This window comes from Streptomyces sp. NPDC091282 (assembly GCF_044757385.1).
Lineage (GTDB): Bacteria > Actinomycetota > Actinomycetes > Streptomycetales > Streptomycetaceae > Streptomyces > Streptomyces gramineus.
Window position 1 is genome coordinate 1,464,177 of the sequence record NZ_JBIVUX010000001.1, and the last position, 23,575, is coordinate 1,487,751.

A 23,575-nucleotide genomic window follows, 5' to 3' on the forward strand; every position below is an offset into this window, starting at 1 on the left:
TTCGGCTCCATGTCACCAGTGTTACGTCACACCTCGGCGTAGCTGAGCTGCGGCTCTGTCCCGGTGGCGGTGGCCGCACGCCCCTGCGCGGCGGGCCCGCGAAGGTATACGGCCCAGGTGACGACGAAGCAGAGGCCGTAGAAGACCAGGAAGGCGACGAAGGCGCCGGTGCCGGAGCCGGAGGTCAGGAAGGACTGCCGGAAGGCGAGGTTGATGCCGACGCCGCCGAGCGCTCCGACCGCCCCGATCAGCCCCATCGCGGCGCCGGACAGCCGCCGTCCGCGGGCCGCGGCCTGCTCGCCGGTGAGCCCGTCGGCGAGGGCCCTGGCCTGGAAGATGCCCGGGATCATCTTGTACGTCGAGCCGTTGCCGAGCCCGCTGAGCGCGAACAGCACGACGAAGACGGTGACGAAGACGGGGAGCGACCCGCCGGCGCCGGCGACGACGAGGAGCGCGGTCGCCGCGGCCATGCCGACGTAGTTCCACAGCGTGATCCGCGCCCCGCCGTACCGGTCGGCGAGCCGGCCGCCGACGGGCCGGACGAGCGAGCCGAGCAGCGGGCCGATGAAGGTGAGGTAGGCGGCCTCCAGCGGCGTACGCCCGAACTGCACCTGCAGCACCTGCCCGAACGCGAAGGCGTAGCCGATGAACGATCCGAACGTGCCGACGTAGAGGAAGGACATGATCCAGGTGTGCGGGTCCTTCGCGGCGCCGGCGGCGGCTCCGGTGTCGTTCCGGACGGTGGCGAGGTTGTCCATGAACAGCGCGGCGAGGACGGCCGCGACGACGATCAGCGGGATGTAGATCCCGAGCAGCACCCGGGGCCCGCCGCCGGCCCCGATGATCGCGAGCGCGGCCAACTGGACTGCGGGCACGCCGATGTTGCCGCCGCCCGCGTTGAGTCCGAGCGCCCAGCCCTTCCTGCGCAGCGGGAAGAAGGCGTTGATGTTGGTCATGCTGGACGCGAAGTTGCCGCCGCCGATGCCGGCCAGCAGCCCGACGAGCAGGAACGTGCCGAACGACGTCCCCGGCTCCATGACGGCGAACGCGGCGACCGTCGGGACGAGCAGCAGGCTCGCGGAGACGACCGTCCAGTTCCGGCCGCCGAAGAGGGCGACCGCGAAGGTGTACGGCACCCGGACGACCGCGCCGACCAGGGTGACCACCGACGTCAGGAGGAACTTGTCGGCGGGGGTGAGTCCGTACTCGGGGCCCATGAACAGCACCAGCACGGACCACATGGTCCAGATCGAGAACCCGATGTGCTCGGAGAGGACCGAGAAGACGAGGTTCCGGCGGGCGACCTTCTCACCGCTCGCGCGCCAGAACGCCTCGTCCTCCGGGTCCCATTCCTGGATCCACCGACTGCGCGGGGTAGGGGCCGGTGCTGCCATGACGCCTCCACGGTGCTCCGCGTCCTCGGTCCGCCGACTTCGGACGAGTGACTGAGCCCGAAGGTAGGGAGACGGGGTTTCCGCACTGTGGCGACGGGTGACCGCGAGGGAACGTTGCTCTCACCCTGCCGGGGGTGCGGGTGAGAGATCGGCTCGTCAGCGGTTGACGGACTGGATCTCCTGCACGGTCACGTCCTGGGACCGGCCGAAGGTGCCGTCGGGCAGGTCGTGGGCGCCGCCGCCGTCGCTGCCGGTCCAGCTGATCTGCCAGGTGACCGTCGCCTTCAGCTGGTACGAGCCGTCGCCGGACGACCTCAGGTACCGCACCCCGCAGGGCGGCGTCCGGTCGGCGTCGCCCTTGGCGTACTTCTCCCCCACCGTGCCGTTGCCGTCGATCTGGCAGACACCGGACGCCGGATACGTGACCGCGTCGGACGTACCCGGATCGATCTTGAGGGCGACGGGCTTGGCGGTGGTCGTCGCCCACATGCCCAGCGCGTCGATGCGCGCGGTGACCGACACCGGCTTGAACGTCGCTCCGTCCAGCCAGGCCCAGGTCGGCAGGTTGACCTTGGTGGTGTCCGCGGGCGCCAGGCTCACGTCCTTGGAGGGCACGCGGATCTCGTTGTACGCCAGTTTGGCGAGGATCTCGGGCGTCACGGTGTTCGGGATGTCCGCCGGCGGGTCGTCACCGGTGGCCACCCAGAAGTAGGGCTCGTCGCACTTGTCCCAGCCGGGCGGGAAGGACTTGTTGACATACGAGTCCCACCAGTAGCCCTTGCCGGCCTCGTCCTTGTTGAAGTCCTTGTACGGCTTGCCGTTGACGTACCGGTCCCGCTGCGTCGCGTCCCACGCATCACCGGTCGAACCGGCCTCCCAGATCGGCTCCAGGTACGCCTGCAGGGCCGCGGGCGAGTACTTCGGCGCGTACCAGCAGGCGGGCGGGGTCCAGGAGGCGAGAGGAGTGACGGGCCCTACGGACTGACCGGAGCCGTTCTTGGAACGGTCGTAGACGATCACACCTACGGTCGAGGAGAGCTTGCCGTCGTCGGAAGAGTCTCCATGCTCCTGCGTCCCACTGGTCACCGTTCCGTCGTCTCCTCGCCCACCCGCGTAGGCGGTCTGCGAGACGAGAACCGAGAGCCACGCGAGCGACAGGATCGCAGTGCCTCTCGCCACCTTCCTTACGGCTGGCACGCCTTGTCCCCCCGATTCGACACGATGTCGGTAGTCTGCCAAACACCCTTGGCGTTCTTCGTGAGCTTGGTGTGATAGAGCACGTAACTGTCGGCCGTTGTCGGCGTGTTCTTGACCTTGCCCGTCTTCCTGTTCTTCAGGAACGACTTACTCTCGTCCGAACAGTACGTAACGTAGGCTTCCTTGGCGCCGGACAGTGTCACGCTGCGGTCGAAATAGCGTGTCTTACCGATCCATGTATCGCCCTTGTCGATGTACCCCTGCACGTAGGTGATCGCCGCGCCCAGAGCCTTGTCCGCGTTGTAGAAGCCGAGGGCCTTCGTGCTGGTGCTCCCCTGGAAGATCGCTTCATCCATCGAATTCACGCTGAGGGCACTGTCCGCGAGAACCGCGTCCTTGGTGGAGTCGCCGGACTTCTGGTCTTCGAAAACGTTCGAGGCATAGGACGGAAACGTAATCTTCGGGCGCCCCGCGTCCTCCGCCGCCGTAGCCGATGCACTCGGCGACGCCGACGTCAACGCCCCCGTGTCCGCCCCCGCGATCTTGCCGTTCGAGTCGGACTTGTCCCCGTCACCTCCGCCGCAGCCGGCAAGCAGCAGTGCGGCCGTCACACCGGCGGTGGCTGTCGTGAGCAGGCGGCGGGAACGGCGGGTCACGGTGGGCTCCTGGTGTGGCGGTTGGGGTCTGCGAAGCAGCGAATACGGTATCGGGGTCGAGGGCGACGGCACCAGGGCGAACGGCCGGGCTGTGGTGGTCATCTCCAGTGCAGCGACCGGGCGACCGCGTCGAACATCTCGACCATGGCGTCGGCGAACGGATCCAGGGAGGTCGAGAACGTGAGCAGCAGGACGGCCCTGGTGTTCGGCACCCTGACCGCGTAGTCCACCACGGTCACAGGCAGGTGGTTGCCGGTCGGATCCCCGGCGTCCGGGACGCTGCGGGTCCGGCGCATCGTCGCGGGACCGGCGAAGGGAAGGTCGACCTCGGTGATCTGCTGGGACCGGCCCTTCGCTTCGAGACGGAGATCCCCCTCCGCCGGGACCACCGTGACGAGGAGCGAGGCGGAGAGAGGCACCGGGCCGACGGACGTCGTCGAGATGTAGAGCTCGACGCCGCCGTTCTCGTAGCCCTCTTCCGCTCGCGCCACGACGGCTCTGGAGAATTCACGCTTGAGGAGCACGGCGTCGTCCTGACCTTCGAAGACCCGCTCCGCCAGCGCGCGAACGGGGCCTTTCCAGCCGCCGGGTTCGAGCGGAATCCTGAACCAGCCGTCCGGAACGAGCAGGCCGTAGTCGCCCGGCGGAAGAGCGTCGTCCTCGCGGCGGCCGTCGGCGACGGCGTCCGGCATTGCTCAGCCCTCCTTGGCCTCGGTGAGCTCCAGCGACTCCGCCAGCGTCCGGGCCAGTTCCAGGAGGGCTTCGCTGAAGACCAGATTCGTCCACGACATCCGGAGGACGAGGATGTTGTCGACCTGCGGCGGCAGCACCGCGTAGGTGACCGTCTCCATCATCGTCTTCTTCCTGAAGAGCGAGCCGGTCTCGACCGAGAGGAGTTCCTGGACACATACGCCGGGTCCGGCCGGCAGGTTCACCTCGGTCACGCTGCGACGCTCGGGTGACGTCGGCAGCACGGCTTCCAGGAGGTCCGGGAGACGTTCGGCAGAGCGGTATCCGTCCCCGTCGTAGTCATGTACCTCGTAAACGGCCGTCAGCGCCTTGGCCGCGTCGATCACATAGGCGTAGGCGAAGGTGGGATCACCCAGATCGGCCGTCGCCGAGACCCGCGCCAGGACCGAGGAGAGTTCTCGTAGCTCGCTGCGCGGAGCATCCGCGCCGAGGTATTCCCTGGCTGCCTGCTTGGCCCACTTCTCGAACTCCGCGTCCTGCCCGACCGGGAGCCTGATGCTGCCCTCGGGTTCGGAGATCAGGCACTGCCACGTCACGTCGTCGCTCACGTATTGTTCCTTCCGGCCGTCACGAGCCGGCCGTCCAAGCGGTCTTCCACCGGTTGTAGGGGTTGTCCCACTCCGTGAGGCCGTGGAGTTTGTCATTCCCGTCGATGGCGGTCGCCGCCGCGGTGTAGGCGAGCCACCGCTGCCCGGCGGACCGTACGTAGTCGGTGAACTTCACGCCGCCCATGCTTTCGAACTTGCCGAGAATCGGCACCTCCGTGAGTGCCTTGCTGGACTCGACCCACTCCGGGTTGCCGAAGGGCCGCGCGCCCCGCCAGGTGTCCCTTCCGAGGAGTTTCCCGACGTCCTTGAAGTCCTTGAGGCCTTTCACGGCCTCCGCGGTGTCCCGGTAGATCACCTTTGGATTCAGGACGTGCTTGAACTCGCCGAGCTTTCCGAATGCCCCCGGCAAGTCACCCGCGAGTCTCCGCGACGCGTCTTCGGCGGCCTGGTTGGCCAGCTTGGTCGCCTTGCCCTTCAGCGTGTTCGCGGCCTTCGCGGACCTGCCGGTCAGCGAGTTGGCGGCGAGGAAGTCCGCGCGCGCCGAGCGGCTCGCCGTCTGTACGCCTCGCACGCCCGCCGCGGCCGCCTTGCCGGCGCTCAGCGCGGCACGCCCCAGTCCCAGTGTGAGCAGGGCCACGCCGTCCAGTACCAGGTCGGCGATGCTCGCGTCGCCCGAGAAGACGAGCACCAGGTGGCAGGCCAGGGACACCACGGTGGCGAGCAGGGCGATCGCGTCCAGGACACCCGCCAGCGCCCAGCCGATCACCGGGATCCAGCCCACGAGCAGGGAGGCGAGGGCGCACGCCGTCGCGACCCAGCCCGCAACGTCCGCGATGCTCTTGAGCGCTCCCTTGACGTTCTCCCAGGTGGAGTCCTTCAAGCGGTCGTGGTCGATGAGCGCCTCCAGAGCGCGGGCCGCTCGCTCCCCGGCCCGGTTGCGGGCGTTCTTGGCGGCGTGCACCCGCTTGACGGCGTCGCCGACTCGGCCGTCGACCTCGTCACGCCTGGTGGTCAGGTCGTGTTTGCGCTGCTCGTAGTCGCTCGCGGACGGGTCGAGGACGTCGAGCGACTTGTCCAGGCGGTCACGTTCCTCGCAGTCGCGCTCGGCGTCGTTACGGGCCTTGTCCGCCGCCTGCTGGGAAGACGCCAGGACGGAGGCGTACTTCTCGTCCGGTTGCTCCGTCTGCTCGCCGAGGACGTCGGCCGCCGTCTCGAAGCGGTCCAGGACGCTCTTCAGCCGTCCGACAGTCCCCTCGGCCGTCTTGCGGAACTCGTTCGCGGCGTCACTCTGCCAGCCGTCCACACCGCAGAGTGCCTCGATGTTGCCCGTCTGCCTCCTGATGGCATCGGCGACCGAGCGGAAACGCCGGCCCAGCCTCGCCATCGCCTCGGGGTCTCCGGACACCGGGTCGGAGTCCAGTCCGACCGGTGACCAGTCCTTCGGTCGGGACATCATCCCCCTTGTCTCCGCGGCTGCTTCTCCTGCTTGCGGACCGCGTTGGCGAGATCGGTGTCCATCTGGTCGTACGCCTGGGCAGCGGCCTTCGTGATGGCCGCGAGCTTGGCCAGCTCGCCTTCGAGCTTTCCGCGCTTGTAATCCCAGTTGTCGGCGAAGTCGTCGAGTCGGTCTGTGAGTTCCTCGTGGCCCACGATGTCCCGGCTCCAGCCGTACGCGCCCTTGTCGTCGAGCCCCTGCAACTCCTCGACGATCTTCTCGATACCCGTGGCGACGCCCTTGAGCACGTCGAGATCGTCGATCCTGGTCCTGTCGCCCACGACGCCTCACCTGTTGACGGACTGGATCTCCTGCACGACGACATCCTGGGTGGCGCCGAAGGTGCCGTCGTCCAGCGGTCCGCCGGCCGTTCCCGTTCCCGTCCAGTGGATCTTCCAGGTGATCGTGGCCTTCAGCGGGTACGAGCCGTCGCCGGACGAGCGCAGATACTTCACCCCACAGGGTGGCGTCTCGTCGGCCTTCCCCTTGGCATAGGCCTCACCGATGCTGCCGTTCCTGAACTCGCAGACTCCCGAGGCGGGGTACGTCACCGCGTCCGAGGTGCCCGGGTCGATCTTGAGGGAGTACGGGGTGGCGGTGGTCGTGGCACTGATGCCCAGCACCGGTACGGACGCGGTGACGGAGACCGGCTTGAACTCGGCGCCGTCCAGCCACGCCCAGGTCGGCAGGTTGACCTTGGTTCCGCCCGCCGGGGCCAGGGTCACCTTCGTGCTGGGGACGCGGAGCTCGTTGTAAGCGAGTTGAGCAAGGATCTCCGGAGTGATCGCCTGGGGAACGTCGGCCGGCGGGGCGTCACCGGTGTCCACCCAGAAAATCTCCTTGGTGCAGTCGAGCGCGCCGGGATCACCCGCACGGCCCGGCGTGACATACGAGTCCCACCAGTAGCCCTTGCCGGCCTTGTCCTTGTTGAAGTCCTTGTACGGCTTGCCGTTGACATAGCGGTCGCGCTGGGTGGCGTCCCATTCATAGCCCGTCGAGTCGACCCCCCAGATCGGTGTCAGGTGGGCCTCTAGCTGATCGGGGCTGTACTTGGGCGCGTAGTAGCAGGCTGGTGGGGTCCACGTGGTGGTCGACGTCACCGGACCGACGGATGCCCCGGAACCGTTGTTGGACCGGTCGTAGACGACGGCACCGGCGGTCGCGGAGACCTTGCCGTCCTTCTGGTCACCGCTCACCTGGGTGTTGGTGCCCGATCCGCCTCCGGGAGTGATCGTGGCCCACGCGGCCGGCCCGGAGGACCACAACACGATGCCGAGGACGAGAGCGCATGTTGTTCCTCTGGCTACGGCTGACACTGAGCTGCCCCCCTGGTGGAAATAATCTGCGATGTCTGCCAGACGCCGTCGGAGTTCTTGTCGAGCCTGGTGTTGTACGAGACGTAACTGTCCTTGTTGACAGGCGTTTTGTTGACCTTGTGAGTCTTCTTGTTCTTGCTGAAGCCCTTGCTCTCGTCACCGCAGAAAGTGAGGATGGCCGACGTCTTGCTCCTGAGCGTCACCTTGCGGTCGTAGTACCGGACAGCGCCGGTGATCGTGACGTCGGCCTTCTTGAACTGGGCGACCCAGGACAGCGTGGCCTCAAGAGCCTTACCGGTGTTGTAGTAGGCGAGGCCTTCGCCCTTGGGATCGGTCCCGGTGATGGCCGCGTCCTCCGCCCGTGCCCTCTCCGCACCATCCGCGAGCACCGCGTCCTTGACCGGATCTCCCGTCTGGCCGCCCTCGAAGGTCAGCGTCATATCCGACGGCAGCGTGATCTTCGGCCGCCCCCCGCTTTCCGCGGCCGAAGCCGAGGCGCTGGGCGACGCCGACGCCGATCCCCCCGTGTCCGCCCCCGCGATCCTGCCGTTCGAGTCGGACTTGTCCCCGTCGCCTCCGCCGCAGCCGGCAAGCAGCAGTGCGGCCGTCACACCGGCGGTGGCTGTCGTGAGCAGGCGGCGGGAACGGCGGGTCACGGTGGGCTCCTGGTGTGGCGGTTGGGGTCTGCGAAGCAGCGAATACGGTATCGGGGTCCATCCGGAACGCACCAGAGCGATTTGCTGCACCCCCAAGGGAACGAAACGCGCGGGCCTGACCATAGTCGGGCAACTCCACAGCATCCTCACGCCTTTGGTGCCTTCCCGTGACATCTCCACGACCCTCGGTTGGCTCCCGCAAAGGTCCGCGCACCTAGCTGGGCCGTCCCGAGGAAGGGTGATCCACACAGTGTTCTCCGCCTCGAACAGGGAACTCCCGTAAGTTCGCTTGTGCACAGACGGGTTGACGGGGCGTACGCGACGAACCTCATCTCGGTACAGCGGTGATCGGGCTGGCGTTCCATTCACCGCTGGAGGAGGTGCGTCGCCCCGGATCGTCAGGGCGATGCGGTTGCCGGACGGACTTCAGGGCGCGAACGCCTTCGTCGCGGCCGGCCACGCGGCACGGCTGAACGGCGGTCTGACCCCGGAGCTGTTCGCGGCCCTGCGGGCCGAGGGGCTCGGCGGTGTCGCGGAGCACCCCATCAGAAACACCTTGACCTTTGTACCGTTCCGGGATCTGCCGCCGTGGTTCAAACGCCAGTGGGCGTTCGTGACCGTGCACGACAAGCTGGAGTACTGGGGGCAGCGCGTCCGGGACGCGGTCGGCGACGCCCGGCAGGCCCTGCGGCGACACCGCGGCTGAGCGAGCCGCGGCCGTAGCGAGGGAGCGCGCCCCCGTCAACGCCCCTGACCCGGAGCGCGTCCCCCTCTGTGCGTCCGCGGAGCCCGATCCGGCTCGGGACGGGCCCGCTCCGGCTCCGGGCGGGCCCGCTCCGGCTCCGGGCGGGCCCGCTCCGGCTCCGGGCGGGCCCGTTCACGTCGTCGGCGAGGTCTTTCCCGCCCCCGGCCGTCCGGCCACACCCGTGCCCGTCGGCCCGCCGCCACGTCCTCCACCCACCCGAACGCGATCACCGCCGTCACGATCAGCGGCCACACCGCGAGGAACGTCCAGAAGCCGTACGTCGAGTCCAGGAAGCCGGCCGCGCGGTCGGAGTCCATGAACGGCAGGTTGTACGCCTGGTCGACGATCGGGAACGTCGCCATGATCAGCGTGTTGTGCCACAGGTAGATCGTCACCGCGCGGTTGTTGGAGAGGGTGATCGGTCTGTCCCAGCGGCGGAGCCGGCGGGGCAGTTCGCGCCAGGACGGGGCGTACTGGAGCAGCAGGACCACCGCGCCGAAGGACCAGCAGGCCTGGGCGAGCGGGATGTCGTTCAGGTCCCAGCCTCCGGGGCCCGGATGGCCCGACGCCCACCACAGGCCCACCGCCATCACCCCGCAGGCCAGCGAGACCGCCGCGTAGCGCGGGACCCGGGCCAGGACCCCTTCCTGGTGGGCGAAGCCGAGGATCCAGCAGCCGCCGTACACCGCGAAGTCGGTCACCGCGTTGCCCGTCTCGCCGGGGATCGTCAGCAGTCCCGTGGAGACGACGGCCGTCAGGACCAGCGGGGCCAGGGCCGTCGGCAGGGGCCACTTGCGGAACGCCCGCAGCAGCAGCGGCGACAGCAGGACGAACCAGAGGTACGCGCGGAGGTACCAGAGCGGGCCCGCCGCCTGTTCCGCCCAGGTGTCGTCCAGCAACCCCGAGGCGGAGCCGAGGTGTTCGGGGTACGGCGGGGCGCCGAACGGCAGGAAGTAGGTGCTCAGCCTGGCCCAGCCGGTCCAGCCGCCGCCGACGTCGGGGTCGTGCAGCGGGCGCCAGCCGGCCGTCAGCAGGAGGGTCAGCAGCACCGCGCCGAACAGCCACAGCGGCGGCAGGAGGCGGCGGAGCCTGCCCCGGATCACCTGCGCCGCCGGCCGGCTCAGGCTGCGTGCCATCAGCGAGCCCGCCAGCGCGAACATCACGCCCATGGAGGGGAACAGGACGGTCAGCCAGGGCCAGCCGAACAGGTGGTAGACCACCACGCGGAGCAGGGCCAGGGAGCGGAGCAGGTCCAGGTAGCGGTCCCGGACGGGTCCGCCGGTGCCCGTGCGGGCCAAAGCGGTGTCGGTCCGGGTCATGCCGGCTGCCTGCCCTTCGTCCGGTCCGGGTCGCCGCCGGGCGCCTCCACCACGCCGGTGCGCCGCAGTTTCTGCCAGCGCAGCCGGCCGCCGGTGAGGGCCGTGATCCAGGACTGGAGGAGTACGACGTACATCAGCTGGCGGTAGAGGATCTGCTGGAGCGGGAGCGAGACGAGGTGGGTCATGCGTTCGCGGTCCAGCCGGAAGGCGTAGGCCGCGCAGACCGCCTGCACGGCCAGGACGCCGAGCCAGGCGCCGATCGTCTTCTGCGTCGGGCCGAAGACGATGCCGTAGAGGAGGAACGCGTCGATCAGCGGGGCCAGGAGCGGGGCCACGACCATGAAGAGGGACACCAGGGGCAGGCCCACGCGGCCGAAGCGCCCGGACGGGCCCCGGTCGAGGAGCGCCCCGCGGTGCTTCCAGATCGCCTGCATCGTGCCGTACGACCAGCGGTAGCGCTGGGACCAGAGCTGGGAGACGGACTCCGGGGCCTCGGTCCAGGCGCGGGCACGTTCGGCGTACACCACCCGCCAGCCGTCGCGGTGGATGGCCATCGTGATGTCGGTGTCCTCGGCGAGGGTGTCCTCGCTCATGCCGCCGACCCGTTCCAGGGCGGTTCGGCGGAACGCACCGACCGCGCCGGGGATCGTCGGCATGCAGCGCAGGACGTCGTACATCCGGCGGTCCAGGTTGAAGCCCATCACGTACTCGATGTGCTGCCAGGCGCCGATCAGCGAGTCGCGGTTGCCGACCTTCGCGTTGCCGGCGACCGCGCCGACCCGCGGGTCGCCGAAGGGCTGCACCAGCTCGCGTACGGTGGCCGGTTCGAAGACCGTGTCGCCGTCCATCATCACGACGATGTCGTGCCGGGCTTCGGCCAGGCCCGTGTTGAGGGCGGCGGGCTTGCCCGCGTTGACCTGGCGGATCACCCGGACGTCCGGCAGGCCGAGGTCCTCGACGATTCCCGCCGTGCCGTCCGTCGAGCCGTCGTCGACGACGAGGATCTCGACGGGATGCTCGCTCGCGGTCAGGGAACGGACCGTGTTCTCGATGCACTTGGCCTCGTTGTAGGCGGGGACCAGGACGGAGACCGGTTCCGTCACCGGCGGGCCCCAGCGGAAGGTCCGGCGGCGGACCCGGCGGGCGTGCGCGAAGGAGAGGCAGAGCATCAGCGCGAACCTGGCCAGCACGGCCGCGCCGACCACCGCGAGCCCGGCCACCAGCACGCCGGTGACGCCGTCCGCCGCCTGGACCAGGAAGATCCAGGCCCTGCCCTGCCAGAGGTCGGGGCCGGTGACCGGGGTGTGGGCACTCGGCGCGTTCAGGGCCTCGGTGAGGTTGCCGAAGGTGTAACCGCGCTGCTGGAGCGACGGGATGAAGCGGTCCAGGGCCTCGACCGTCTGGTGGCGGTCGCCGCCCGAGTCGTGCATCAGGACGACGGCGCCCTTGCCGGCGGCGGGGGTCGCGTTGCGGACGATGGCGTCGACGCCCGGCTTGCGCCAGTCCTCGCTGTCCGTGTCGTTGACGACCGTGATGTAGCCGCGGCTGCCGATGTACCGCGTGACCGGCCAGGACCGGTCGTCCATCGCGTCGGCGAAGGAGGAGTACGGCGGCCGGAACAGGGACGTCCGGATGCCGGCCGCGCCGGTGATCGCCAGCTGGGTCTGGGACAGCTCCCAGTCGATGCGCTTCGTCGACTGGTACGACAGGTCGGGGTGGCTGAAGGTGTGCACGCCGACCTCGTGGCCCTCGGCCACCATGCGCCGGACCAGTTGCGGATAGCGCGAGGTCATGGTGCCGGTGACGAAGAAGACGGCGTGCGCGTGGTGCTTCTTCAGGATGTCCAGGACCTTCGGGGTCCAGGTCGGGTCGGGTCCGTCGTCGAAGGTGAGGACCAGGCGGTGGTCGGGGATGCGCAGGGACGTCGTACGGCCGCCGCGGGTGTCGATGACCGGGCCGCCGTCCAGGATCTTCTCCGGGACCCGCCCGGAGGCGGCCTCGGGCCGGATCCGGTGGTCGGCGAGGATCTCGCTGTGCACGTAGCCGCGCAGCATCAGCATGGCCATCACGGCGGCCAGGACCAGCACGGGCAGGGTCAGGCGCAGGGACAGGCGGCGGCGCCGGGCTCCGCCGGCGGGTGCCGCCGGCGGTGAGCCGCGCCGGCGGCCGCGGGTCCGGGGTGCGGTGCCGGAGCGGGCGGGCGCGCCGGGGCGGGCGGCGGTACCCGAGCGGGTACGGCCGCGGGTGCGGGCCGCCATCAGAGGACGGGGGTGCGGGAGGTGCCGGTGCGGGGGGCGGCGCCCTCCGCGACCGGGCCGCCGGTCGGGGCGGCCGATTCGCTGGGCGAGGCGGCGGGCGACGAGGCGGGCGGGGCCGGGGTGTCGGACGCGGGTGCCGACGCGGACGGCGAGGGTGCCACGGAGGACGAGCCGGGTTTCGGCGAGGCGCCCGCGGTGCCGGAGGGCGTCGGCCGCGCGGGCGTCGACGCGCTCGGCAGGCCTGCGTCCTTCCTGCCCGCCCCGGGTGTCCTGGAGGAGACGCGGGCCGACGGGGTCGCTCCGTCCCCGCTCACGGCGGGACCGGCCACCGAGGTGTCGTCGCCCGAGGACGGGGCGGACCGCGCGGGCCGCGGCGAGTCGTCGACCCTCCCGGCCGGCCGGTCGTGGTTCTGTCCGGGCACCGGCAGCCAGGGCGCGTCGGAGCTGCCGGACAGCAGGGTGACGGCGATGACCACCGCGTAGACCGCGCAGGCGAGGCCGACGGCGGTCCCGATCCTGCGGAACCGGCGGCTGCGGCGTCCCGACGCGTCGACGAAGACCGGTGCGTCGGAGACCTCCGCCGCGCCGGTCGGCCGTATCCGCACCGACCCGACGTCGTCCGGGACGGACGGCCAGCCGGAACCCAACACCTGGCCCTGGCCCTGGCCGGTGAGCGGGCCCGGGACGGACGGCGTGCCCGGTGCGGTGTGCGGGTCGCGGGCGGTGAGCAGGTCCTCGGGCCCGTACGGGTCCCGGCCCCCGTACGGGTCCCGGCCCCCGTACGGGTCCCGGCCCGCGTACGGGTCCCGGCCCGTGAACAGGTCCTGGCCGCCGACCGGGAGCCGGCGCGTCGCGTCGCCGAGGACCGCGCCCCACGGATCCCGCTCCACGGCGACCGGGAGCACCTCGGTCGCGCCGGTCGGGTCCGCGGCCCCGCTCGCTCCGGCGGCCCCGCTCCGGCCGGCCGCCCCGGAGCCGTCCCGGCCCCGGCCGGCCTCCGGCGGGTCGCCTTCGGCGAGCGGCACATCCCGGGCGTCCAGCGCCGCCTGGGGCAGTTCGGGTTGGGTTTCTTCTCGCCAATTCTTCACGCGCACGTATCCCCCCACGGGACTGTTCCGGGCGCGCTGACGACCCCGAGCACACGTCATCGGATCCGGGCCCCCACCCGTTTCCGAACGCCCCCTTCTAGCTCTCCGCGCTCGGGGCCATGAAGCTAGCGCACGGGGGGATGCCGTGTTTCCGATGTGTCATTTGTGGTCGTCCATCACCTCTTGATCACTGGCCGGAATCCAACCGTCGGACGGCCGCTGAAGCCAGCCCTCCGCCCGCGCGATCTCCGCGGCCGCGCGCCGCAGCGCGTCCACCCCCGGATGGACCAGCCCCTTTCGCCACACGAGGGACACCGGCGACAAAGGGACGGGGTCGACGAGGGGCCTGGCGACCGTCCCAGGTATGGCCGGAAATCCCACTACCGCGAGGATCGGATTCCGGTTCTTGGCCATGATGCGCTCGAACTCCTCCTCGCCGACGGCCAGCGGCAGCGGCGGCGCGACGGCCACTGCGCGCCCCTCGAACAGACAGAAGGCCAGGTCAGTCCATTCCAGAGTGCGCTCGTTGCCCGCGCCGGCGTACACCGTCTCGCCCGCCAGCGCGGCCAGCGGTACTTCCGTCAGGTCCGCCAGCCGGTGATCCGAGGGAAGAATTACGGCCATGCGTTCGAACCGGACGGGCTGTTGTTCGAGACCGGAGCGGAGCGCCGGATCCAGTCCCGCGAACCGTCCGAAGGACGCGTCGAGCCGCCCGGCGAGGAGGTCGGCCGCCGCTCCGGTGAGCCCGCTCTCGTAGCGGGCCATCAGCTCGCCGTCGGGGGCGAGTTCGCGGGCGCGGTGCAGCACCCGGCGGCCGGTCTCCAGGCCCGGCGAATTGAGGTCCACCAGCAGCGGCCTGGCCTGTCCGAACGCGGCGAGCAGCGCGTCCTGGGCGGCCAGCACCCGGCGGGCGTACGGCAGCAGGCGGGCTCCGTCGGCGGTCAGGGCGACCTGCCGGGTGGTGCGCAGGAACAGCTCGGCGCCCAACTCCCGCTCCAGCCGCCGCACATCACGGCTGAGGGCCTGCTGGGCGACGTACAGCCGGGTGGCGGCGCGGGTGAAGTGCAGTTCCTCGGCGACGGTCACGAAGACCCGCAGCAGCCGGGGATCGATGGAGGCGGGCGCTGGCATCACGCGAACCTACAACACAGGTGCGTGAATCGGCGCGGAGCAGGTGTTGGACCCCTTGATCGGCGCTGCGCGACGGTGAGGGACATGCCGCACCCGACCGCACCGACTCCCCCGCACTCCCGCCCCGGCGCCCGCCCGGGTCCTCTGTACACCGTCACCGCCGACTCCCTCGTCGCCGTCGACTTCGGCCCCCGTACCCGCCGCCGCTCCGGCTCCCGCCCGCCCGGCCCCTACCGCCGCCTCTTCGCCCTGCCCGGCACCCGCGCCTTCACCGCCGGGAACCTGCTGGCCCGGCTGCCCATGGGCATGTTCAGCGTCAGCGCGGTCGTGATGATCGCCGGGACCCGCGGCTCGTACGCGCTCGCCGGTGCCGTCACCGCGACCGGGCTCGCGGCGACCGGGGTGGCCGGGCCGTGGGTGGCCCGGCTGGTCGACCGGTACGGCCAGGCCCGGGTCGCCGTGCCGGCCACCCTCACCGCGGTCCTCGGCAGCCTGGCCCTGCTGCTCTGCGTCCGCTTCGGCGCCCCCGACTGGACGCTGTTCGCCGCCTACGCGGCCACCGCCACCACCCCCAACCTCGGCGGCATGTCCCGCGCCCGCTGGGCGCACCTGCTGCGCGCGGACCCGGGCGCCCTGCACACCGCGAACTCCTTCGAACAGGCCGCGGACGAGCTGTGCTTCATGCTCGGCCCGGTGCTCGCGGCGTTCCTGACCGGCACCTTCTTCCCGGAGGCGGGCACGCTGGCCGGTGCGGTCCTGCTGCTGGCGGGCATGCTGCTGTTCACCGCCCAGCGGGCCACCGAGCCGCCGCCGCGGACCGGCCGCACCACCACGGGCCGGGTGCTCATCCCGTCCCTCCTCGCCTGCTTCCTGGCGACCGGCGTGGTGTTCGGTTCGATGGAGGTGGTGACGATCGCCTACGCCGACGCCCAGGGCCACCGCGCGGCGGCCGGTGCCGTCCTCGCCCTGCAGGCGGCGGGCTCCTGCGCGGCGGGGCTGGCGTACGGGGCGCTCCGGCCGACCGGTCCGGCCGAACGGCGGCTGCCGGTCTGCCTGTTGTCGATGGCGGCCCTGATGTTCCTGCCCCTCCTCGCGGTCCGCACCGCGGGCGGTCTCTGGGCGCTGGCGGCGGCCCTGCTGGTGGCCGGCATGGCGACCGCGCCGACCATGGTGACCGCGATGACGCTGGTCCAGGACCGCACCCCGCGGGACCGCCTCAACGAGGGGATGAGCCTGGTCGTGACCGCCCTGCTGACCGGCATCGCGGCCGGTTCCGCGGCCGGCGGCTGGGCGGCGGAGCACGTCTCGCCCACGGCCGCCTTCGCGGCCCCGGCCACGGCGGCCGTCACGGCCCTTCTGGTCCACACGGCCGGCCGGATCGCCCCCCGCGGTTTCCGGTCCGCCCGCTGGTGAAACGGCGGGCGGACCGGATCCGCCGGCTAGTCCTGTTCGACCAGGAACTCGACGGCGTCCACCACGTACTCGCCGTAGTGGAGGGCCGATCCGATGGCCTCCAGCCTCGCGTACTGCTCCCTGGACAGTGCCGCGCCCCGCGTGTTCACGACGGCCCGCAGCAGGATCCGGAACGCCAGGTCCGGGGTGCAGCGGCGGGCGCAGTCGACGAGCGCGGCGCGGACCTCGGCGGCCAGGAACCCGGCGCCCTCGATCTCGGCGACGACGGCGTCCCGGCAGGCGAGCCCGTCCTCCGTGTCGGCCCCGGTGAGGGGCCGTACGTCGGGGTGCGCGGACAGCCGGGCGTCGCACAGGCCGACGACGGTTCGGGTCCACGCGGATCCCGTGGTCCCCGCGAAGCCGGGCATGTACTCGGCTCCGGCCGTCCACAGTGTCTCGACGGTCGCCGACGGCAGCCCGTCGGCGAGTGTCCGGGCGTCCCGGCGCACCGCCAGGGCCTCGGCGTCGATCTCCGCCGCGAGGTGTTTCGCGACGACGTCGGCGGCCGTGGGCCCGTCGTGACCCCAGTCCTGGTGGAAGAGACCCATCACCCAGGAAACACCGAAGTCGAATTCACTGAACCGTGGCACCGTGTGTCACCTCCTCAGATCGGGTGGCAGGTCTGCACGTAGGAGCCGAAGGGGTGCTTCCCCGCCGGCTTCGGCACCCTCACGAGCTTGATGAAGAAGCCGCTGCCGGCGGCCTCGCCGGCCCGGTTCTCCCAGTAGACCGTACCGAGCGAGGAGTCCTTCGGTCCGACGGTCCCCCTTCAGGTCAGCTCGGGGAACTTCTCGCCGTCCAGGACGATGTCGTTGCAGTTGTGGACGAGCACCGGGGACCGGACCGCCACCGCGTAGAAGGTGTGCAGACGTGCGACACGACGAGGGCCCGGTGGTCTGCGACCACCGGGCCCTCGTGACATGGAGACTGTGGAGATGGCGGGAATCGAACCCGCGTCCAACGGTGCAAAATCAGGGCTTCTCCGTGTGCAGTTCGCTGTGATTTTCTCGGCCCCGGCGATCACGCGAACAAGTCGCCGACGGGCCCAGCCACTGTTTGATTTCCCATCCGACCCCGTGACCGGGCCGGCTGGTTTAGTTCCCTAGATTATGCCAGGGTCCGGGTCGGGAACACCCCCGGGCTGACACCCATTAAGGGTCCTTCACTCACTGCTTATTAGGCAGCGAGGGCGAAGGACTGGGAATCGCTCTTGGAATTGGCGATTATTGGTTGCGACATATGGTTTACGAGATCATTGCCGCTTCCTCGACACGCTTCCCCTGGTTCAACATCCGCTGTCGAAACCGATCATCCCCATGTTGTTTTTTCAATCCCTCCGAGGAGGGGTCACGCACCCTCTGTGAGGTGCAGTGTCATTGTACGTGATCAACAGGTACGCGTGCCAGTGCATTCCCGCGCGCTACGCGCCCCGCTGCCGCCGCTTCGCCGCCGCGATCGCCCGGTCCGACTCCCGCCGGTCCTGCTGCGCGCGCAGGGTCTGCCGCTTGTCGTACTCCTTCTTGCCCCGGGCGAGCGCGATCTCCGCCTTGGCCCGGCCGTCCTTGAAGTAGATGGCGAGCGGCACGATCGTGTGGCCCGTCTCCTGGGACTTGGCCTCCAGCTTGTCGATCTCCTCGCGGTGCAGCAGCAGCTTGCGCTTGCGGCGCACCGAGTGGTTGGTCCAGGTGCCCTGGCTGTACTCGGGGATGTGGGCGTTGTGCAGCCACGCCTCGTTCCCGTCGATCTGCACGAAGCCGTCGGTCAGCGAGGTCCGGCCCTGACGCAGCGACTTCACCTCGGTGCCGGACAGCACGATGCCGGCCTCGTAGGTGTCGATGATCGCGTAGTCGTGCCGCGCCTTCTTGTTCTGCGCGACGATCTTGCGCTTGCCGCCCTTCTCGCCGTCCCTGGCTTTGGCGGCCGTCCCCTGCTGCTTCTGCTGGGACTCTTTCGGTACGTACATTCCCTTGGCCATAGTGCTCTCCATTTTCGCACTACACAGGGGGTGCGAGGGAAGCGGATTGTGCTACGAGGGGTCGCCGAGGCCGCTGAGGACCGTCTCGGCCCGCTCCAGGGCTTCGGTGCCGACCTCCAGGTCGGGGGTGATGCCCCGGCCGTCGACGGTGTGGCCCGAGGGGGTGCGGTAGTGGCCGACGGTGAGTTCCGCGACGGAGCCGTCGGGCAGCCGGGTCGGCATCTGGATGGAGCCCTTGCCGAAGGTGCGGGAGCCGAGGACGACCGCGCGGCCGCGGTCCTGGAGGGCGCCGGTGAGCATCTCGGCCGCGCTCATCGTGCCGCCGTCGACGAGGGCGACCAGGGGACGCGCGGTGTCGCCTCCGGGGTCGGCGTGCAGGGCGCGCTGGACGCCGTCCACGTCGTAGGTGGCGACCAGGCCGCCGTCCAGGAAGGCGGAGGCGGCGGTGACGGCCTCGCCGACCAGGCCGCCGGAGTTGCCCCGCAGGTCGAGGACGATCCCGGCGTCGGCGGGGGCCTGCCGTACGGCGTCGCGGACGAGTTCCCCGGAGCCCCGGGTGAAGGCGGAGACCTTGATGACGGTGATACCGGCGGACAGCTTGCGCACGGTCACCGAGTCGGTGGACAGCAGGGCCCGGCGCAGGGTCTCGGTCCACGCGCGCGTGCCGCGTTCCAGACCGAGTGTGACGGTCGTACCGGCGCGGGCGTCGGTGGCGTCGCCGCGCAGTAAGGAGACGACGTCCGTGACGGGCCGCCCGTCGACGTCCGAGCCGTCGACGCTGCGCAGCCGGTCGCCCTTCCTGATGCCGGCGGTGGCGGCGGGCGACCCGGCCTGCACCCTGGTCACCTCGATCCGGCCGCTGCGCTCCCGCCGGGCCCAGAGCCCCACGCCGGTGTACTGCCCGTCGAGCGCTTCCTCGAACTCCTGGTACTCGCCCTCGGAGTAGACCGCCGCCCAGCGGTCGCCGCTGCGGCTCACGGCCCGTTCCGCCGCCTCCATGGGCGACTTGCCGTCGGCCATCGCCTCGGCGGCGGCCCGGGTGACGTCCTCGTGGCCCGCGGCCGCACGGGGGGCTCCGCCCGTCGTCTTCCGGTCGCCCTGCCCGGGATCGGGGAACGCGCCGGTGGCCGCCCCGGTCACCAACAGCCCTGCGAACACCAACGTCAGAGCCGCCCCCCGGCGAACCCGGCGGGGCTGACAGAACAGCTCTCGGCCTGACATGCCGGTGAGTCTAGGACAAGCCGAGAGGGCCGCACGGACGCTTGCCCGTACGGCCCTCTTGGCATGCGTCACACCTTCAGGTACTTGCGCAGCGCGAAGAACGCCGCAAGCGCGGGCATCAGAAGGCTTGTTGCGAGGATCAGCGGGAGCTTGGTCAACACCGCGTCCCAGCCGATGAAGTTGATCAGATTCAGCTTCTGGGAGAGCGCCAGGCCGTGGTCGATGATGAAGTACCGGGCGATCACCAGGAATCCGCAGGCGACCGTGCCGCCGATCAGACCGGCGACGGCGGCCTCCGCGATGAACGGGGCCTGGATGTAGAAGCCGGAGGCGCCGACCAGGCGCATGATGCCGGTCTCGCGCCGTCGGCTGAAGGCGGAGACGCGCACCGTGTTGACGATCAGCATCAGGGCGACGACCAGCATCAGGGCCATGACCATGCGGGCCGCCCAGTTCATGCCGTTGAGCAGACCGAACAGGTTGTCCAGGATGCCCTTCTGGTCCTGCACGGACTGGACGCCGTCACGGCCGTCGAACGCCGTCGCGACCACCTGGTACTTCTGCGGGTCCTTCAGCTTGATCCGGTACGACTCCTGCATCTGGTCCGGCGTCAGGGAGTCGGCCAGCGGGGAGTCGCCGAACTGCTCCTTGTAGTGCTTGTACGCCTGGTCCTGGGACTCGTAGGTGACCTTCTCGACGATCGAGGTCATCTTGCCGAGGTCCGACTGGATCTGCTTCTTCTGGTCCTCGGTGACGGCGCCCTTGGCGCAGTGGGGGTCGGACTCGGCGTCGCTCTTGTTGCAGAGGAAGATCGAGACGTTGACCTTGTCGTACCAGTAGCCCTTCATGGTGTTGACCTGGTCGCTCATCAGGAGCGAGCCACCGAAGAGCGCCAGGGACAGGGCGACCGAGACGACGACCGCGAAGGTCATCGTCAGATTGCGTCGGAGACCGACTCCGATCTCCGACAGTACGAACTGGGCGCGCATGGCCTCGGGTTATGCCTTTCCCTCAGTGCTGGTAGCCGTAGACGCCGCGGGCCTGGTCGCGGACGAGCAGACCCTTCTCCAGCTCGATGACGCGCTTGCGCATCTGGTCCACGATGTTCTGGTCGTGGGTGGCCATCACCACGGTGGTGCCGGTGCGGTTGATGCGGTCGAGCAGCTTCATGATGCCGACCGAGGTCTGGGGGTCGAGGTTACCGGTGGGCTCGTCCGCGATCAGCAGCTTGGGCCGGTTCACGAAGGCGCGCGCGATGGCCACGCGCTGCTGCTCACCGCCGGACAGCTCGCCCGGCATCCGGTCCTCCTTGCCGCCGAGCCCGACGAGGTCGAGCACCTGGGGCACGGACTTGCGGATCTCGCCCTTGGACTTGCCGATGACCTCCTGGGCGAAGGCCACGTTCTCGGCGACCGTCTTGTTGGGCAGCAGCCGGAAGTCCTGGAAGACCGTCCCGAGCTGGCGGCGCATCTGCGGCACCTTCCAGTTGGAGAGACGGGCCAGATCCTTGCCCAGGACGTGCACCTGGCCGTGGCTGCACCGCTCCTCGCGGAGGATCAGCCGCAGGAAGGTCGACTTTCCCGAGCCGGAGGATCCCACGAGGAACACGAACTCGCCCTTCTCCACTTCCAGGGACACTTCCCTGAGTGCGGGGCGGGTCTGCTTGGGGTAGACCTTGGAGACATTGTCGAATCGGATCACGGATGCACCACGGGTCGCCGGGGGTAGATGAGCGTGACCATACGCGAGTCGGGTGAGGAAGCGCAGGCGCCGGTCACGGTTGGGTGAGGCTTGTGCGGTTTTGTTCCGGGGAGGTCTTTCCGGAACGCCGGGGCGAGGTCCGCGGACGGCCGCGCCCTTTCCTGGGGAACCTGGCACAGTGGAGGGGGAACGTTCTCGTTCCGCTGCGCGTTGTGCAGGTGATGGTCCGGTGCAAGGAGGGCGAGCGCATGACGTACGACCGGTTGGTGTGCGCGAACTGCGCGGCGCCCGTGAGCGAAGGCCGGTGCCCCGTGTGCCGCGCCAACCGCCAGCGTCTGCAGCAGGAGAGCTTCCTGGGCGGACTGAACCCGATGGCGCTGATCGGGCTGCTGGCGGTGCTGATCGCCGCCGTGGCCCTGCTCGCGCATCAGACCGCGTAGCGAACGTCACAGAGGCACGCAGGCGCCGCCGGCCCGCCGGCAGTGCAGAGCGTCCGAAGGGCCCGGAGCCGCTGCTCCGGGCCCTTCGTCGTACGTCACGCGTACGCTCCGTGAGCGCCCGCCTACCGCTCGCGCGCGGTCAGGCCGCGGCGCCGCCGCGGCCGCCCATGAGGCGCGGCAGGACGCGGAAGCCGATACCGCCCGCGATCATGGTGGCCGCACCGACGATCAGGAAGCCGGTCTGCGCGGCACCGGTCTCGGCGAGCTGGTCGCCGCCGCCCTGGGTCTGGGTGTTGGAGCCGGTGTCGGTGAGGGCCGAGGAGCCCTCCTCCTGCGCGGAGGTGCCGGAGTTGCCGTCGGTGCCGGTGTTGTTGCCGCCACCGTTGCTGCCGCCGTTGCCGCCCGTGCCGCTGCCGTCGGTCGGGTTGTCGGTGGGCTCGTCCGTCGGCTCGGTGGGCTCGTCGGTCGGCTGGGTCGGCTCGTCCGTGGGCTCGGAGGACTCGGACGGCGGCTCGCTGGTGGGCGGCTCGCTGGTCGGCGGCTCGCTCGTGGGCGGCTCGCTGGTGGCCGGGCCGGTCGGGATCTCGGTGGGACCGTCGGTCGGGTCGTCACCGGTGTTGACGGTGGCGGTCAGACCGTCCTCGTTGGCCTCGACGCCGATGGAGAGGGCGGAGGCGGCGCCGGCGGCGGTCAGCGAGGCGCCCGCGGCGATCACGGCGCAGGCGGCTATCCGCGCGACCCGGATCCGTGTCTTCTTGGTCATCTGGTTGCTACCCCCAGTAGCTGAATGTCAGGTGGGCGGCGCTGGGGCGGTGCTCTACGGAGGTAGCTACGGATGCGCCAGCCCCCCGGTTCTCATGCGCCCCAGAGATACGCATGCCACGCTTCACCCTTCCCATTTTTCAAAGCAACGTCAAGGCCGTTGCGGGCGCGATGTCCAGTTGCGCGCCGAATGCCGGGAGTTGAAGTCTGTGAGTGTGATGTAAATCCTGGCGACGCCCCTTGGGGCGGCCCGGAAACACGAGAACTGCCGCCCCAGGGACGGCAGTTCTCGGATCGGCCGACTCACCATGGGCAAGTCGACAAAGTTACTTCTCCTGCTGCTTGCGCCAGCGAATTCCGGCCTCCAGGAAGCCGTCGATCTCGCCGTTGAAGACGGCCTCGGGGTTGCCGACCTCGAACTCCGTCCGCAGGTCCTTGACCATCTGGTACGGGTGAAGGACGTACGAGCGCATCTGGTTGCCCCAGGAGTTGCCGCCGTCGCCCTTGAGGGCATCCATCTTGGCCTGTTCCTCCTGCCGGCGCCGCTCCAGGAGCTTGGCCTGGAGGACGTTCATGGCCGTCGCCTTGTTCTGGATCTGCGACCGCTCGTTCTGGCAGGAGACGACGATGCCGGTGGGGATGTGGGTGAGGCGCACCGCGGAGTCGGTGGTGTTGACGCCCTGGCCGCCGGGCCCGGAGGACCGGTACACGTCCACCCGCAGCTCGGACTCGTCGATCTCGATGTGGTCGGTCGTCTCCACGACGGGGAGGACCTCCACGCCCGCGAAGGAGGTCTGGCGGCGGCCCTGGTTGTCGTAGGGCGAGATCCGCACCAGGCGGTGGGTGCCCTGCTCGACCGAGAGCGTCCCGTAGGCGTACGGCACCTGCACGGCGAAGGTGGTCGACTTGATGCCGGCCTCTTCCGCGTACGACGTCTCGTAGACCTCGGTCTTGTAGCCCTTCTGCTCCGCCCAGCGCAGGTACATCCGCTGCAGCTTCTCGGCGAAGTCGGCGGCGTCCACGCCACCCGCCTCGGCGCGGATGTTCACGAGCGCCTCGCGGGAGTCGTACTCCCCGCTGAGCAGCGTCCGCACTTCCATCTCGTCCAGCGCCTTCTTGACGGCGGCCAGCTCGGAGTCGGCCTCGGCACGGGTGTCCGGGTCGTCCTCCTCCTCGGCCATCTCGAACAGCACCGCGAGATCGTCGATCCGCCCGCGCAGCGCCTCCGCCTTCCTGACCTCGGCCTGGAGGTGGGAGAGCCTGCTGGTGATCTTCTGCGCCTCGTCCGGGTTGTCCCACAGGGACGGCGCGGCCGCCTGCTCCTCGAGCACGGCGATGTCTGCCCTCAGCTTGTCGAGGTCCAGAACGGCCTCGATCGACTCCATGGTCGAGGAGAGGGACTTGAGCTCTTCGGATACATCGACGACTGCCACGCCTCCCAGCGTAACGGCTCCGCCCGGTGCACAGCGCC

At 70.1% G+C, this 23,575-nt stretch carries 24 protein-coding genes and 1 other RNA gene; 3 read left to right on the plus strand and 22 right to left on the minus strand.

Going from position 1 to position 23,575, the window contains the following annotated elements:
• Positions 1 to 26: 26 nt before the first annotated feature.
• The 9 genes from ACIQOE_RS06735 to ACIQOE_RS06775 form a co-directional block, all read right to left on the minus strand.
• Positions 27 to 1,394 (minus strand): nitrate/nitrite transporter, encoded by a 1,368-nt coding sequence (locus tag ACIQOE_RS06735; protein WP_401409981.1) that lies wholly within the window; start codon positions 1,392 to 1,394, stop codon positions 27 to 29.
• A gap of 156 nt (positions 1,395 to 1,550) precedes the next feature.
• Entirely contained in the window at positions 1,551 to 2,591 is a 1,041-nt protein-coding gene (locus ACIQOE_RS06740; RefSeq protein ID WP_401409983.1) for a hypothetical protein, read from the minus strand.
• Entirely contained in the window at positions 2,579 to 3,247 is a 669-nt protein-coding gene (locus tag ACIQOE_RS06745) for a hypothetical protein (protein ID WP_401409985.1), read from the minus strand. The genes ACIQOE_RS06740 and ACIQOE_RS06745 overlap by 13 nt, the downstream gene beginning before the upstream one ends.
• A 98-nt stretch (positions 3,248 to 3,345) precedes the next feature.
• A complete protein-coding gene (locus tag ACIQOE_RS06750; protein WP_401409987.1) occupies positions 3,346 to 3,939 on the minus strand; it encodes a hypothetical protein in 594 nt (197 codons plus the stop codon).
• Between the two features lie 3 nt (positions 3,940 to 3,942).
• Positions 3,943 to 4,545: a hypothetical protein gene (locus tag ACIQOE_RS06755; protein WP_401409989.1), complete on the minus strand. Its 603-nt coding sequence runs from the start codon at positions 4,543 to 4,545 to the stop codon at positions 3,943 to 3,945.
• Between the two features lie 19 nt (positions 4,546 to 4,564).
• A complete protein-coding gene (locus ACIQOE_RS06760; RefSeq protein ID WP_401409991.1) occupies positions 4,565 to 6,001 on the minus strand; it encodes a hypothetical protein in 1,437 nt (478 codons plus the stop codon).
• Positions 5,998 to 6,321 (minus strand): hypothetical protein, encoded by a 324-nt coding sequence (locus ACIQOE_RS06765; protein WP_362644191.1) that lies wholly within the window; start codon positions 6,319 to 6,321, stop codon positions 5,998 to 6,000. The genes ACIQOE_RS06760 and ACIQOE_RS06765 overlap by 4 nt, the downstream gene beginning before the upstream one ends.
• A gap of 6 nt (positions 6,322 to 6,327) precedes the next feature.
• A complete protein-coding gene (locus ACIQOE_RS06770; protein ID WP_401409993.1) occupies positions 6,328 to 7,356 on the minus strand; it encodes a hypothetical protein in 1,029 nt (342 codons plus the stop codon).
• Positions 7,344 to 8,012, minus strand: a complete 669-nt coding sequence (locus tag ACIQOE_RS06775) for a hypothetical protein (protein ID WP_401409995.1) — start codon at positions 8,010 to 8,012, stop codon at positions 7,344 to 7,346. Before ACIQOE_RS06775 ends, ACIQOE_RS06770 begins: the two co-directional genes overlap by 13 nt.
• 406 nt (positions 8,013 to 8,418) lie before the next feature.
• On the opposite strand from ACIQOE_RS06775, the gene ACIQOE_RS06780 reads away from it, so the two are divergent.
• Complete coding sequence (locus tag ACIQOE_RS06780; RefSeq protein WP_401409997.1) at positions 8,419 to 8,718, plus strand: hypothetical protein; 300 nt, start codon at positions 8,419 to 8,421, stop codon at positions 8,716 to 8,718.
• Between the two features lie 35 nt (positions 8,719 to 8,753).
• Here ACIQOE_RS06780 and ACIQOE_RS06785 read toward each other — a convergent pair whose 3' ends face one another.
• From ACIQOE_RS06785 to ACIQOE_RS06800, 4 genes are all read right to left on the minus strand, one after another.
• Positions 8,754 to 10,076: an acyltransferase gene (locus ACIQOE_RS06785; protein WP_401409999.1), complete on the minus strand. Its 1,323-nt coding sequence runs from the start codon at positions 10,074 to 10,076 to the stop codon at positions 8,754 to 8,756.
• Positions 10,073 to 12,334, minus strand: a complete 2,262-nt coding sequence (locus ACIQOE_RS06790; RefSeq protein ID WP_401410001.1) for a glycosyltransferase — start codon at positions 12,332 to 12,334, stop codon at positions 10,073 to 10,075. Before ACIQOE_RS06790 ends, ACIQOE_RS06785 begins: the two co-directional genes overlap by 4 nt.
• Positions 12,334 to 13,422 (minus strand): hypothetical protein, encoded by a 1,089-nt coding sequence (locus ACIQOE_RS06795; RefSeq protein WP_401410003.1) that lies wholly within the window; start codon positions 13,420 to 13,422, stop codon positions 12,334 to 12,336. Before ACIQOE_RS06795 ends, ACIQOE_RS06790 begins: the two co-directional genes overlap by 1 nt.
• Before the next feature lie 159 nt (positions 13,423 to 13,581).
• Positions 13,582 to 14,553 carry a LysR family transcriptional regulator gene (locus ACIQOE_RS06800; protein WP_365571856.1) on the minus strand — a complete coding sequence of 324 codons (972 nt, stop codon included), beginning with the start codon at positions 14,551 to 14,553 and terminating at the stop codon, positions 13,582 to 13,584.
• An 84-nt stretch (positions 14,554 to 14,637) separates the two neighbouring features.
• Here ACIQOE_RS06800 and ACIQOE_RS06805 point away from each other — a divergent pair, with 84 nt between their 5' ends.
• Positions 14,638 to 15,966 (plus strand): MFS transporter, encoded by a 1,329-nt coding sequence (locus ACIQOE_RS06805; protein ID WP_401410005.1) that lies wholly within the window; start codon positions 14,638 to 14,640, stop codon positions 15,964 to 15,966.
• Between the two features lie 26 nt (positions 15,967 to 15,992).
• On the opposite strand, the gene ACIQOE_RS06810 is transcribed toward ACIQOE_RS06805, so the two are convergent.
• The 7 genes from ACIQOE_RS06810 to ftsE form a co-directional block, all read right to left on the minus strand.
• Entirely contained in the window at positions 15,993 to 16,595 is a 603-nt protein-coding gene (locus tag ACIQOE_RS06810) for a hypothetical protein (RefSeq protein WP_401410007.1), read from the minus strand.
• A 179-nt stretch (positions 16,596 to 16,774) separates the two neighbouring features.
• Positions 16,775 to 16,927: a hypothetical protein gene (locus ACIQOE_RS06815; protein WP_401410009.1), complete on the minus strand. Its 153-nt coding sequence runs from the start codon at positions 16,925 to 16,927 to the stop codon at positions 16,775 to 16,777.
• A 5-nt stretch (positions 16,928 to 16,932) separates the two neighbouring features.
• Positions 16,933 to 17,321: a transfer-messenger RNA gene (gene ssrA, locus ACIQOE_RS06820) on the minus strand.
• Between the two features lie 104 nt (positions 17,322 to 17,425).
• Entirely contained in the window at positions 17,426 to 17,968 is a 543-nt protein-coding gene (gene smpB, locus ACIQOE_RS06825) for an SsrA-binding protein SmpB (RefSeq protein ID WP_351323130.1), read from the minus strand.
• A gap of 63 nt (positions 17,969 to 18,031) precedes the next feature.
• Positions 18,032 to 19,201: a S41 family peptidase gene (locus tag ACIQOE_RS06830; RefSeq protein WP_351322899.1), complete on the minus strand. Its 1,170-nt coding sequence runs from the start codon at positions 19,199 to 19,201 to the stop codon at positions 18,032 to 18,034.
• Between the two features lie 68 nt (positions 19,202 to 19,269).
• The gene (ftsX, locus tag ACIQOE_RS06835) at positions 19,270 to 20,190 is read right to left on the minus strand and encodes a permease-like cell division protein FtsX (protein ID WP_351322898.1); all 921 of its coding nucleotides are present in this window, start codon (positions 20,188 to 20,190) and stop codon (positions 19,270 to 19,272) included.
• A 22-nt stretch (positions 20,191 to 20,212) separates the two neighbouring features.
• The gene (ftsE, locus tag ACIQOE_RS06840) at positions 20,213 to 20,902 is read right to left on the minus strand and encodes a cell division ATP-binding protein FtsE (RefSeq protein WP_351322897.1); all 690 of its coding nucleotides are present in this window, start codon (positions 20,900 to 20,902) and stop codon (positions 20,213 to 20,215) included.
• Between the two features lie 248 nt (positions 20,903 to 21,150).
• Between ftsE and ACIQOE_RS06845 the strand changes: the two genes are divergently transcribed.
• Positions 21,151 to 21,342 (plus strand): hypothetical protein, encoded by a 192-nt coding sequence (locus ACIQOE_RS06845; protein ID WP_351322896.1) that lies wholly within the window; start codon positions 21,151 to 21,153, stop codon positions 21,340 to 21,342.
• Positions 21,343 to 21,481: 139 nt separating this feature from the next.
• Here ACIQOE_RS06845 and ACIQOE_RS06850 read toward each other — a convergent pair whose 3' ends face one another.
• Together ACIQOE_RS06850 and prfB are read right to left on the minus strand one after the other, a co-directional pair.
• Complete coding sequence (locus tag ACIQOE_RS06850; protein ID WP_399007978.1) at positions 21,482 to 22,105, minus strand: hypothetical protein; 624 nt, start codon at positions 22,103 to 22,105, stop codon at positions 21,482 to 21,484.
• Between the two features lie 325 nt (positions 22,106 to 22,430).
• Positions 22,431 to 23,537 (minus strand): peptide chain release factor 2, encoded by a 1,107-nt coding sequence (gene prfB, locus ACIQOE_RS06855; protein ID WP_351322894.1) that lies wholly within the window; start codon positions 23,535 to 23,537, stop codon positions 22,431 to 22,433.
• Positions 23,538 to 23,575 lie beyond the last annotated feature (38 nt).

Coding starts and splice junctions, on each gene's coding strand:
- ACIQOE_RS06815 (WP_401410009.1), bottom strand. CDS start 16,927: ATGTCACGAGGGCCCGGTGGTCGCAGACCACCGGGCCCTCGTCGTGTC.
- ACIQOE_RS06790 (WP_401410001.1), bottom strand. CDS start 12,334: ATGGCGGCCCGCACCCGCGGCCGTACCCGCTCGGGTACCGCCGCCCGC.
- smpB (WP_351323130.1), bottom strand. CDS start 17,968: ATGTACGTACCGAAAGAGTCCCAGCAGAAGCAGCAGGGGACGGCCGCC.
- ACIQOE_RS06760 (WP_401409991.1), bottom strand. CDS start 6,001: ATGATGTCCCGACCGAAGGACTGGTCACCGGTCGGACTGGACTCCGAC.
- ACIQOE_RS06845 (WP_351322896.1), top strand. CDS start 21,151: ATGACGTACGACCGGTTGGTGTGCGCGAACTGCGCGGCGCCCGTGAGC.
- ACIQOE_RS06780 (WP_401409997.1), top strand. CDS start 8,419: ATGCGGTTGCCGGACGGACTTCAGGGCGCGAACGCCTTCGTCGCGGCC.
- ACIQOE_RS06735 (WP_401409981.1), bottom strand. CDS start 1,394: ATGGCAGCACCGGCCCCTACCCCGCGCAGTCGGTGGATCCAGGAATGG.
- ACIQOE_RS06850 (WP_399007978.1), bottom strand. CDS start 22,105: ATGACCAAGAAGACACGGATCCGGGTCGCGCGGATAGCCGCCTGCGCC.
- ACIQOE_RS06800 (WP_365571856.1), bottom strand. CDS start 14,553: ATGCCAGCGCCCGCCTCCATCGATCCCCGGCTGCTGCGGGTCTTCGTG.
- ACIQOE_RS06830 (WP_351322899.1), bottom strand. CDS start 19,201: ATGTCAGGCCGAGAGCTGTTCTGTCAGCCCCGCCGGGTTCGCCGGGGG.
- ACIQOE_RS06785 (WP_401409999.1), bottom strand. CDS start 10,076: ATGACCCGGACCGACACCGCTTTGGCCCGCACGGGCACCGGCGGACCC.
- ftsX (WP_351322898.1), bottom strand. CDS start 20,190: ATGCGCGCCCAGTTCGTACTGTCGGAGATCGGAGTCGGTCTCCGACGC.
- ACIQOE_RS06805 (WP_401410005.1), top strand. CDS start 14,638: ATGCCGCACCCGACCGCACCGACTCCCCCGCACTCCCGCCCCGGCGCC.
- ACIQOE_RS06750 (WP_401409987.1), bottom strand. CDS start 3,939: ATGCCGGACGCCGTCGCCGACGGCCGCCGCGAGGACGACGCTCTTCCG.